Here is a 6,311-nt window from a genome sequence, read left to right as displayed (position 1 = left end):
GGGCCTACGCCGACCGCGTCCGCACCGAAGCCGAACAGCACGCCACCGACCTGCGCACCGAGGCCGAGCAGTACGCCGCCGACCACCGCACCGAGGCCGACGAGCTGCTGGAGCAGGCCGGCGCCGCCGCCGAGCAGCGCCGGGCCGAGGCCGCCCAGGACGCCAAGGCCACCCGCGAGAAGGCCGCCGCCGAACTGGCGCTGGCCGACGAGCAGGCCGAGACCGTCCGGGCCGAGGCCGGCCGGGAGCTGTCCGAGGCCCGCGCCACCGCCGACGCCATCCGCGCCGAGGCCGCCGCCGAGCTGGAGCAGGCGCGCGCCGACGGCCAGGACGTGGTGGCCGCCGCCCGGGCCGAGGGCGCCGAGCTGGTCTCCACCGCCGAGGACGAGGCCGCCGAGGTCCGCCAGTCGGTGGCCGGCCTGCACGAGGCCGCCGCCGAGCAGATCGCCGCGCTGCGGGCCACCGCCGAGCAGGACGCCGCGGACACCCGCGAGCGGGCCGAGCAGGACGCCGCCGAGGTGCGCGAGCTCGCCGACCGCGAGACCGCCGAGCAGCGCGAGGCCGCCGACCGGTACGCCGCCGAGGTGCGCGAGCTCGCCGACCGCGAGACCGCCGAGCAGCGCGAGGCCGCCGACCGGTACGCCGTCGAGGTGCGCGAGCTCGCCGACCGCGAGACCGCCGAGCAGCGCGAGCTCGCCGACCTCGAAACGGCCGAGCTGCGCGCCCGGACCGAGGCCGAGACCACCGCCCTGCGCGAGCGGACCGAGCTGGAGCTCACCGCCGAGCGCGAGGCCGCCGAGGCCGAGCTCGGCCGGCAGCGGGCCGAGGCCCAGGCCTACGACGAGCAGCTGCGCGCCGAGGCCGACGCCGAACTGCGGGCCGCCCAGGAGGCCGCCGAGCAGCTGCGCGCCGACTCCGAGGCGCAGGCCGTCCGTACGGTCGCCGAGGCCGACGCCCAGGGCCGGCGGGCGATCGCCGACGCCGAGGAGCTGGCCGCCGGGCTGCGCGCCGAGGCCGAGGAGTACGCGCTCGCCACCCGCACCCTGGCCGACGAGTACGACGCCTCCACCCACGCCCGCGCCGACGCCTACGACGCGCAGACCCGGGAGGCCGCCGAGCAGTTCGACAAGGCCACCCGGGACCGCGCCAAGTCCGTGCTGGAGAAGGCCTTCGCCGACGCCGAGTCGCTCGGCGAGGACGCCCAGACCACCGCGCTGGCCACCACGGCCGCCGCCGAGGAGCAGGCGGACGCGATGGTCGCGGCCGCCCGCAAGGAGGCCGACCGGCTGGTCGCGGCCGGCGAGGCGGCCGGTCAGGCCGAGGTCGAGAAGGGCCGCTCCGACGCCGACGTGCTGCTCGCCGAGGCCCGCCGGGACGCCACCGCGATCCGCGAGCGCGCCGAGGAGCTGCGCGAGCGCACCGACGCCGAGGTGGAGGCGCTGCACGAGCGGGCCCGCAAGGAGAACGCGGCGGCCATGAAGTCGGCCGGCGAGCGGGTGGACGCGCTGGTGACGGCCGCCCAGGAGCAGCTGACCGAGGCCGAGGAGCAGGCGGTGGCCACCGTCGCCGAGGCCGAGGACCGCGCCGCCGCCCTGGTCGCGGCCGCCGAGGACCGGGCGTCCGAGCTCACCTCGGAGGCCTCCGCGGAGGCCAGCAAGGTCCGGCTGTCCGCCGTCCGCAAGGCCGAGGGCCTGCTCAAGGAGGCGGAGACCAAGCTCGCCAACTCCACCGACCGGGCCGAGTCGCTGATCGAGAAGTCCGAGGCGAAGCTGCGCGCGGCCGAGACGGAGGCCGAGGAGCGCCTCGACGGCGCGGCCGCCGAGGCGGAGAAGCGGCTGCGCGACGCCGACCGCACCGCGGACGAGCAGATCGAGCTGGCGAAGGCGGAGGCCGAGCGGCTGATCGCCGAGGCGAAGGCCGAGGCCGAGCGGGTCACCGGCGAGGGCCGGCGCGAGCTGGACGAACTGGTGCGCCGCCGCAAGGACATCAACACCGAGATCTCCAGGGTCCAGGACGTGCTCTCGGCGCTGGAGGCGTTCGAGGCACCGACACCGGTCGCCCAGGTCAACGGGGGAAGCAACACCAAGAAGGACGGGGGCGCCAAGGCCGGTGCCGGAGTTGGCTCCCCCCGGTCGGGTGGCAATCGTTCCAAGAACGCACCACCCGATTGAGCGGACATTGACGGTCATTGTCCGTGAGACAACGGCATTTCGCCGTCGACACTCCGGTACCGTGTCAGGATTCCCTCAACCACCTCAGCGGTTTGACGACAGGAAGCCCAGAGTCCCATGAGCGACAGTCACTCCCCTCACGGCTTCGACCTGGTACGCCGTGGGTACGAGCGCGCCCAGGTCGACGAGCGGATCACCAAGCTGGTGGCCGACCGTGACAGTGCCTTGACCCGGATCAGTGCACTGGAGAAGCGCATCGAGGAGCTCCACCTCGAAACCCAGACCGCCCAGGCGGCGGTCGCCGAGCAGGAGCCCTCCTACGCCGGTCTCGGCGCCCGGGTCGAGAAGATCCTGCGGCTCGCCGAGGAGGAGGCCAAGGACCTGCGCGACGAGGCGCACCGCGCTTCCGAGCAGCACCGCGAGCTGGCCGAGGCCGCCGCCCAGCAGGTCCGCACCGAGGCCGAGAACTACGCCAAGGACCGCAAGGCCAAGGCGGAGGACGAGGGGCTGCGGATCGTCGACAAGGCGAAGAGCGACTCCGCCCAGCTGCGCGCCGAGGCCAACAAGGACGCCCAGAACAAGCGTGAGGAGGCGGACGCCCTCTTCGAGGAGACCCGCACCAAGGCCGCCCAGGCCGCGCTGGAGTTCGAGACGAACCTGGCCAAGCGCCGCGAGCAGTCCGAGCGCGACCTGGCCGCCCGTCAGGCCAAGGCCGAGAAGCGCCTGGCCGAGATCGAGCACCGGGCCGAGCAGCTGCGCCTGGAGGCCGAGAAGCTGCGCACCGACGCCGAGCGCCGGGCCCGCCAGACCGTCGAGACGGCCCAGCGCCAGTCCGAGGACATCGTGGCGGACGCCAACGCCAAGGCGGACCGCATCCGCAGCGAATCGGAGCGCGAGCTGGCGGCGCTGACCAACCGTCGCGACAGCATCAACGCCCAGCTGACCAACGTCCGCGAGATGCTGGCGACGCTGACCGGCGCGGCCGTGGCCGCCGCCTCGCTGCCGAACGACGACACCATGGGCGTGCCCGCCCAGCAGTCGCGCTGACGCAGCCGCTGACTCAGTCGCCGGCACAGCCGCCGACGCGGTCGTACGACAGGCCCTCACCCGCCCGGGTGAGGGCCTGTCGCGCGTGCGGCTGTCACCACCTCGGGGGCATTTACCGGGGGTAGGCCCCGTCCGGCCGCTGGTACCCGCTGCTGAGCTGGTTGCCCTCGTCGTCCGACACGGTGCCGTACCAGGAGGTGCACCAGACCGACACCGAGTCGGGCCAGTACTGCACCTCGAAGGGGTGCCCGGACCCGTAGTCGCCGTACGAGGTGACGATGAAGGTCTCGCCGGGGCGCAACCAGTAGTCCTCGCCCAGCGGCTCCAGGGTCAGCTCCACCAGCCCCTCGCCGCGGTTGGTCACCGGCATCCGGCCGGTGACCTCCAGCGCGGAGAAGTCCCAGCCCTGCTCGTCCGGGCTCATCCGGCGGCCGCCCGGGCGAGCAGCCGGCGCGCGGCCGCGTCGAACGCGCCCGGGGACTCCAGGGCGCTCAGGTGGCCCACCCCGGGGACGACGGTCAGCTCGGCGTCCGGGCGGGCCCGGTGCATCAGTTCGGCCTCCTCGGGCGCCACCAGGGCGTCCAGGGCGCCCGCGAGGAACGTCACCGGCACCCGGAGCCCGGCCAGCACCTCCAGGGAGTCAGGACGGGCCGCCATGGCCCGCTGGGCCCAGGCGACGGAGGCGGGCGGCGCGGCGGCCACCATCGCCTGCACCCGCTCCACCAGGTGCTGGGAGTCGGGCCCGAGCTGCCCGGCCGCGACCCGCTCGTCCAGCAGCAGCTGGACGCTGCCCCGGGCGGTCACGGCGGCGGCGATCCGCTCCCGGTCGGCCCGGGTGGCGTCCCGGTCCGCGGTGGCGCGGGTGTTGGCCAGCAGCAGGCCGGACAGCCGGTCCGGGTGGCGGCGGGCGAAGGCGAGCGCCACGTAGCCGCCCATGGAGAGCCCGCCGACCACCGCGCGGTCGATCCCGGCCGCGTCCAGCAGCAGCGCCAGGTCGTCGGCGACGAGGTCCAGCGAGGGTTCGTCGGCGCCCAGCTCGGTCCCGCCGAAACCCCGCTGGTCGGGGGCGAGCACCCGGGCCTCGTCCCCGGTCAGTCCGGGCAGCGCGTCCAGCTGGGCGGACCACATCGAGGCGTTCAACGGAAAGGCGTGCAGCAGCACGAGGGGTGTTCCGGTACCGCTCTCGCGGACGGACACTGCGGAGGGGAGCTGACTCATGCAGCCACCGTATTGCGGCACGCCCGACGGGCCCACTCAGCGGGCCGCGATATCCGCTTTGTCCTAGCCTGCCAGAGAGCAAGGGAGCGCCAATGATCGAGTTGCACGACCTGACGAAACGTTACGGCAAGACGCTCGCGGTGGACCGGCTCAGCTTCTCGGTCCCGCAGGGAGTGGTCACCGGCTTCCTCGGCCCCAACGGCGCGGGCAAGTCCACCACCATGCGCATGATCCTCGACCTGGACCGCCCCACCAGCGGCCGGGTCACCCTCGACGGCAAGCGCTACGGGCAACTCAGCGAGCCGCTCAAGTACATCGGCGCCCTGCTGGAGGCCAAGGCCGTCCACCCCGGCCGCACCGCCCGCGACCACCTGCTCTGGCTCGCCCAGAGCAACCGGATCCCGGCCGGCCGGGTGGACGAGGTGCTCGCCCTGGTCGGCCTCACCCCGGTCGCCCGCAAACGCGCCCGCGGCTTCTCCCTCGGCATGGGCCAGCGCCTGGGCATCGCCTCCGCCCTGCTCGGCGACCCGGAGATCGTCATGTTCGACGAGCCGGTCAACGGCCTCGACCCGGAGGGCATCCTCTGGATCCGCAACCTGATGAAGCGCCTGGCCGGCGAGGGCCGGACCGTCTTCGTCTCCTCCCACCTGATGAGCGAGATGGCCGTCACCGCCGACCACCTGGTGGTCATCGGCAGGGGCCGGCTGCTCGCCGACCTGCCGATGCCGGAGTTCATCCGGCGCAACTCCCGCTCCGCCGTCCGGCTGCGCACCCCGCAGCCCGAGCGCCTGCTCGACGTCCTGGCCGGGGCCGGACTGCGGCACGAACCGGGCCCCGACGGCTCCTACGAGGTGGTCGACGGCGACATCGCCCGGCTCGGCGAACTGGTCTCCGCGCACGGCGTGGTGCTGCACGAACTCAGCCCCCAGCAGGCCTCGTTGGAGGAGGCGTTCATGCAGATGACGGCGGACTCGGTGGAGTACCACGCGGGCGACGGCCCCGGCCGGGACGCCGCCGGCGCGCCCGGCACCTGGGGCGCGGGCTGGCAGACGGACGGCGCGGCGCCGACCGCGGCGGCGCAGCAGGAGGAGAACTGAGATGACGTCCTTCCCGGCGATCCTGCGCTCCGAGTGGACGAAGATCCGCAGCGTCCGCTCCACCGTCTGGACCCTCGCGCTGGCCTTCGTGGTCACCGTCGGCATCGGCGCGCTGCTGTCCCTGCTCACCAACAACAACTTCACCGAGTTCAGACGCCACGAGGAGACCCCGTTCGACGCCACCGGCACGGCCTTCTCCGGCATCATGCTCGGCGAGCTGGCCATCATCGTCTTCGGGGTGCTGGCGATCGGCAACGAGTACAGCAGCGGCATGATCCGGGTCACCCTGGCCGCCGTCCCCCAGCGCGGCACCCTGCTGGCCGGGAAGGCGACGGTGCTGGGCGGGCTGGCCCTGGCGGTCTCGCTGGTGACCGCCTTCGTCACCTTCTTCGTCGGCCAGGCGCTGCTCGGCCCGCACTCCACCGCCCTGGGCGAGCCGAACGTGCTGCGCGCGGTGCTCGGCGCCGCGCTCTACCTGACGATGCTCTGCCTGTTCTCGGCCGGCGTCACCGCCATGCTGCACAACCAGACGCTCGCCCTGGGCGTGCTGGTGCCGTTCTTCTTCCTGCTCTCGCCGATCCTCTCGGCGGTGCCGAAGGTCAAGACCCTGGCCCACTACTTCCCCGACTACGCCGGCTCGCGGATGCTGCTGGTGTACGAGCAGAACGGCCAGCCGTACGGGCCGTGGGCGGGCTTCACGATCTGCCTGGCCTGGACCGCGGCCGCGCTGATCGGCGGCGCGCTGGTGCTCAAGAACCGGGACGCGTGACGGCCCGGC

The 6,311-nt window shown here is 74.0% G+C and carries 5 protein-coding genes and 1 pseudogene; 4 read left to right on the top strand and 2 right to left on the bottom strand.

Annotated elements, in window-relative coordinates; genetic code table 11:
* Window positions 1-2,171, top strand: a pseudogene (locus ACFXOZ_RS02765) (hypothetical protein); the annotation flags it as partial.
* 117 nt (window positions 2,172-2,288) lie between these two features.
* Entirely contained in the window at window positions 2,289-3,218 is a 930-nt protein-coding gene (locus ACFXOZ_RS02760; protein ID WP_188306039.1) for a cellulose-binding protein, read from the top strand.
* A gap of 112 nt (window positions 3,219-3,330) precedes the next feature.
* On the opposite strand, the gene ACFXOZ_RS02755 is transcribed toward ACFXOZ_RS02760, so the two are convergent.
* Together ACFXOZ_RS02755 and ACFXOZ_RS02750 are read right to left on the bottom strand one after the other, a co-directional pair.
* A complete protein-coding gene (locus ACFXOZ_RS02755) occupies window positions 3,331-3,642 on the bottom strand; it encodes a hypothetical protein (protein ID WP_380521989.1) in 312 nt (103 codons plus the stop codon).
* Window positions 3,639-4,436, bottom strand: coding sequence for an alpha/beta fold hydrolase (locus ACFXOZ_RS02750; RefSeq protein ID WP_375892947.1), 798 nt, complete (start codon window positions 4,434-4,436; stop codon window positions 3,639-3,641). The genes ACFXOZ_RS02755 and ACFXOZ_RS02750 overlap by 4 nt, the downstream gene beginning before the upstream one ends.
* Before the next feature lie 92 nt (window positions 4,437-4,528).
* Here ACFXOZ_RS02750 and ACFXOZ_RS02745 point away from each other — a divergent pair, with 92 nt between their 5' ends.
* Entirely contained in the window at window positions 4,529-5,533 is a 1,005-nt protein-coding gene (locus tag ACFXOZ_RS02745; RefSeq protein WP_375892948.1) for an ABC transporter ATP-binding protein, read from the top strand.
* A gap of 1 nt (window position 5,534) precedes the next feature.
* Window positions 5,535-6,302 (top strand): ABC transporter permease subunit, encoded by a 768-nt coding sequence (locus ACFXOZ_RS02740; protein ID WP_380586796.1) that lies wholly within the window; start codon window positions 5,535-5,537, stop codon window positions 6,300-6,302.
* Window positions 6,303-6,311 lie beyond the last annotated feature (9 nt).

The organism is Kitasatospora sp. NPDC059160, from assembly GCF_042755465.1.
In the GTDB taxonomy this organism is placed as follows: domain Bacteria; phylum Actinomycetota; class Actinomycetes; order Streptomycetales; family Streptomycetaceae; genus Kitasatospora.
Note: the sequence above shows the minus strand (reverse complement) of the source record. Positions and strands in the feature narration are given on the sequence as shown.